Source organism: Streptomyces hainanensis (assembly GCF_004348415.1).
Lineage (GTDB): Bacteria > Actinomycetota > Actinomycetes > Streptomycetales > Streptomycetaceae > Streptomyces > Streptomyces hainanensis.
The window spans coordinates 1-3,379 of sequence record NZ_SMKI01000643.1 but is presented as its reverse complement, the minus strand read 5'-3'; the positions used below and the strand labels follow the sequence as shown (position 1 = coordinate 3,379).

At 62.9% G+C, this 3,379-nt stretch carries 4 protein-coding genes; 1 reads left to right on the top strand and 3 read right to left on the bottom strand.

From position 1 onward, the window contains the following. The coding region (locus E1283_RS34035; protein ID WP_132822031.1) for a hypothetical protein at positions 1–376 on the top strand (376 nt) is incomplete at its 5' end. Between the two features lie 223 nt (positions 377–599). Here E1283_RS34035 and E1283_RS34030 read toward each other — a convergent pair. The 3 genes from E1283_RS34030 to E1283_RS34020 all read right to left on the bottom strand — a co-directional run bounded on the left by E1283_RS34030 (position 600) and on the right by E1283_RS34020 (position 3,230). Beyond that, entirely contained in the window at positions 600–1,352 is a 753-nt protein-coding gene (locus E1283_RS34030; RefSeq protein ID WP_132822030.1) for a hypothetical protein, read from the bottom strand. Then, positions 1,349–1,903, bottom strand: a complete 555-nt coding sequence (locus tag E1283_RS34025) for a hypothetical protein (protein WP_132822029.1) — start codon at positions 1,901–1,903, stop codon at positions 1,349–1,351. The genes E1283_RS34030 and E1283_RS34025 overlap by 4 nt, the downstream gene beginning before the upstream one ends. A 1,030-nt stretch (positions 1,904–2,933) precedes the next feature. Then, positions 2,934–3,230, bottom strand: a complete 297-nt coding sequence (locus E1283_RS34020; RefSeq protein ID WP_132822028.1) for a GYD domain-containing protein — start codon at positions 3,228–3,230, stop codon at positions 2,934–2,936. Positions 3,231–3,379 lie beyond the last annotated feature (149 nt).

Below are 3,379 nucleotides of genomic sequence, written 5' to 3'. Positions count from 1 at the left end.
CCTTCCCTCCCTGGCCGGTCTCGACGAGGGTGAGGAGCGCGCGGCGCGGGAGCTGTTCGACTCCGTGACAGTGGAGCTGGGTCTCGGCGTCGAGCTTCCCCGTGACCGGACGGCGGCCAGGTGGGCGCTGGCCTACTGGCTGGCGCAGCAGGTCGCGGAAGGTCGGCTGGACCCGGCGGCCGGGGCCGATCGGATCTGGGGCGAAGCCGCCGTTGACCTCGACTATCCCGAGGAGTTGCGGGAGATCGTGACGTACGCGATCCAGCTGGCCGACTGGGACGAGAGCTGGGGTACCCCGTGGCAGGACCTCAAGGACGGCGCCCTCCATGCCGCCCGCCAGTTGGTCGAGCGCCGCGCGGCGAATCCCGGTGCCTGAGACGGACGGAGCCCCGAAGCGCTCGTGGCTGGGGCTCCGTGTTCCCTGACTGGTGTCACCGGCGGCGCTTGAGCAGCCGGTCCATGTGGCTGATCGCTTCCCGCTGGGTGTCCTGGACGACGTGGGCGTAGACGTCCATGGTGATGCTGATCTGGCGTGCCCGAGGATCTCCATCACGACCCGTGGCACATGGAGCATGCGGGTAACTACCGGGGAACATGGCCTATGGAAAGATGATTTCCGCTGCGGTTACGCCGGGAGGGAGAAGCCGCACCATCTTTCTGTCCGGATCAAATTCGATGAATCTATCTCTATGCAGTGGCCGTAGGACGTCTCGCCGAAAAGATGCCCGATTGCCGACCTCTAGCCAGCGCATTAGGTCGTCTTCTGCGGACTCTCCGGGCTCCAGAAGCAGAAGGAGCAAGACCTGTTGCTTACGGGTTAGGTTCGTCGCCAGAATCCTCTTGTTAGAGCCATCGCTCCAGACCATTGGAATTTCACGCTCGATTAGCGCGTCGACTACCTTAGTAGCTTCCTTCGTGGTCAGGGTGTGCAGCACCCTAACTAGCTCGGCCATGAGCCACTTGCTCATGTAGAGGACGACGGTTGCGTCCATTTGATTAGGGTTGACGTCGCTGCCCGCATGGCCCACGCCACGATTATTGCGAATCTCATATAGGGCAACCAGCATGCGTGGGATTTGAATCCGTATGGAACGTGGGGTCTGGCGGTTACGTTCGAGAGCCCGGCACGCATCAGGAAAATTATTCGGCTTACTTGAGCGCCGAGCATACTGCCCCTTGATGTAACCGTCTACTACTGTGAAAACCGCTTCACACAGCTTGCCGCCATTAAGTTCGGCTGGCTCCCAGCGATGCTCACGGTAATTGCGAGCAATCTCGTTGAAAGCTCCGATTAGGTCAGTGCGCAACCCCTCGGGTAGCACCGAGAAGACGTTAGAAGCCGGCAGATTCACCGCTGCGTACCAAGAGTGATCATCGATTCAACCACCTTGATTCCTTCGCCTGACAGCTTGTAGACCTTCCGGGCTTGCCTTTTCGCGCCGTTCTTCCGGACCTGCAGCACCAACTGCGGTTTCTTGTTGATGTTGGAGGACAATGCCTCTGCGACGTGGTCGACGTAATGTCCAAGATGCTTGAGTTCGCGGTTGAGTTCGGATGACTGAAACGTCTCCTGGCCGACGACTTTTTGGAACCAGTACGCGGCGACCAACACTCGCTCCTGTCTGGTCGTAGGCGAAGCCGCGGAATAGAGATCCGCGAAGTGCTCGTAAGTAGCAGCACTCTGCGTGGAAGCGGGCCTCATCACTTCACCCGGGACCTGTTGGACGGCGTCGTTTGCATCAACCGTCAGATGATCAGTCTGGCTGCCTGACTTCAGTGTGTGGCTGAGCGGCGCACCGTACTTATCCGCCGCCCAGCGCAACACTCTTGCCCTTGCTTCATCTTCAAGTTCGCTGAACGCGGAAGACACCGCCGACATGGCTTCGATCTCCGGGTCTGACACTACCCCTCCCGCTAGTGCTTATCGTCGTGAGCGTCAAAGCTCGCCAAAGTAAGGCGCTTGATAGGCCTGTTCAGAGTCGGGCAATCACTGCATGGCTGCTCATCAGCGCGTCAAGCAAGTGATTGATATCGAACATCTTTGCGTGTTCTGTTCAGTTGATCGTTTCGGTTGCCAATAGACTAGGGGGCGCCGCGGCCACGTGACGAAATGGCGGGCTCCCTTGGTTCGGTGGGGTGCTGAGGCTGACGCTCATGAGACCCGGTCCATCTTGATCAGGCCAAGCGGTCCGCCGTGTGCTTGGGGTATGGCTTTCGTCGGTACGGAGACGAACAGATTAGGATGCACCAACTCGTCCTTATCCACAAGCCCGTGGTGGGCGCCTGTCACTGGTGATCTTCACGCAGCGCAAGCACGTTGCGTGGCTTTCTCGGCGAGATTCTGCGATCTGGGCAAGGCCGGCCGAATGGACGTGCCAGGGGCTTCTATGAAGCCGCCCGGCGTTGCGGACGGCATCACGACCCCAACAGTTCGAGCGGTGGATACCGGAGGACCACGGAGACGCGGGTGCCGCCGGAGCCTGGCCGTTTGGCCAGATGAACGCCCAAGGCTGTCGTGAGGGACCAAGCTTCCCAGGCTCATGCGTTCGCCGTCTCGGCTTGAGTACAGCAGCGGAGTACGGCAACCGTCGGACCCGCTACCGCTCGTCAGGCATCTCAGGTCGTCAGACGATCAGCGCGGCTGACCCCAGCAACCTCCCCGCCCGTGGTTCGTAACGAGAGAGTCGAGGCGGCTGCTCGTTCGTTGGGGCTTTTGCCCGCCCCTGTCTCGGCTATGGTGCTGGCGCACCGGTCCGGCCAGGAGGGGCGGCAGCCTCGACGAACCAGGGTCAGGGCATTGCTTGCTGGCTGGGGCGGACGGCCTCCGAGTCTCGAGCCACCTCCCCGAGCTGGGGCAACGGCAGATGAACGCCCCGGACCGGTCTTGGTCCGGGGCGTTCGGCATGCGGGACCGCCGCGCCGGGTGGTGATCGTCAGCCGGCCGCCTGGGCGATGACGCGCTCCATCTCCTCCCGGTCGAAGGCTCGCAGCGTCGTGGAACGGACGTTGCCCACCCCGCCCAGCCGGAGAAGTGCCGCGCCGGCGGTCGCGTCGTCGGGCGCCTCGATGACGGCCACGAGGTCGTAGGGGCCGACGGTCCAGTAGATGCTCAGCAGCTCGGCCCCGAGCCTCCGCACCGCCGCGCCGAAGGCCTCGGCGCGCTCGGCGGTGTCCGCGTAGTTCCGGACTCCCTGATCGGTCCAGTTCAGCAGGGCGACGTACGTCGGCATGTTCCCTCACCTCCGCCAGGAGACACCTCGCGAGAACAAGCCTGGCCAACCGCGCCGGAACCCGCACGAGGTGCGCACCCGAAAGAGGGGCGCGTGCGGCCAGCGGCGCCGGGCCCGGTTCGGTGCGAGCATGGGGGCATGGGTGACGG